Origin of the sequence: Propioniciclava sp. MC1683, from assembly GCF_014164675.1 — a bacterium.
In the GTDB taxonomy this organism is placed as follows: Bacteria; Actinomycetota; Actinomycetes; order Propionibacteriales; family Propionibacteriaceae; genus Propioniciclava.
In genome coordinates this window covers 1-855 of sequence record NZ_JACJFX010000109.1, presented here as the reverse complement: position 1 = coordinate 855, position 855 = coordinate 1, and the positions used below count along the sequence as shown (strand labels likewise).

The following is an 855-nucleotide window of genomic DNA, read 5'->3' as shown; positions in this document are numbered from 1 at the left end:
CCCGAGTTCCGCAGTTGGTGGGCATTCGGGCGGGTCTGAGCGAGCATCGATGCTTGTCAACGCGATTCGGTGGTTCCGGAACGGCTGAAAACGGTGGGCACACGAATTGTCGTGTCGGGCTTGTGTCCACGGCTAGGGACGCGGTGGAGTGGTGGGCATGTACTTGCGGACCACGCAACGGCGGAACAAGGACGGCAGCATCGTCCGGTACGTGCAGGTGGCGCACAACCGGAAGGTCGACGGCGTCACCCACGCCGAAGTCCTGTTGAACCTGGGCCGGGAGGATCGCCTGGACCGGGACGGTCTGACCCGGCTGGTGGCCTCGATCAACCGGTACCTGGGCGAACCCGCCCCCGCAGCGTTGCCCGGCGACGCCGCCCAGCTGGTCGGTGACCACCTCCACGTCACCGAGTCCCGTCCGATGGGGACGGTGTACCTGCTCGACGGGTTGTGGCGGATGCTCGGCGTGGATGACGCGCTGCGGAAGGCGCTGGGCCCGCGAAGGTTCACCACGGATGTGGAGCGGGTGTTGTTCGCGTTGGTGGCGAACCGGGCGATCGATCCGATGTCGAAGCTGTCGGCTGCGGAGTGGGCCTCCCACGATGCGGCGATCCCCGGCCTGGCCTTGATGGATGACGATCAGGCGTATCGGGCGATGGACGTCCTGATCGAGGCGGACGCCCAGGCCAAGGTGCAGGAGGCCGTGTTCTTCGCGGTGGCGAACCTGCTCAACCTCGAAGTCGACGTACTGCTGTTCGACACGACCAGCACCTACTTCGAACGCGACACCGAAGAAGAAGGCGACCAAGCGTTCCGCCGGTACGGCCATTCGAAGGACCACCGCAAGGACCTGCC

1 protein-coding gene is annotated in these 855 nt (G+C 66.0%); it reads left to right on the top strand.

Annotated elements, in window-relative coordinates; all coding sequences use genetic code 11:
- Positions 1–157: 157 nt before the first annotated feature.
- A partial coding sequence (locus tag H5397_RS17460) for a hypothetical protein (RefSeq protein WP_220492405.1) occupies positions 158–855 on the top strand: 698 nt, incomplete at its 3' end.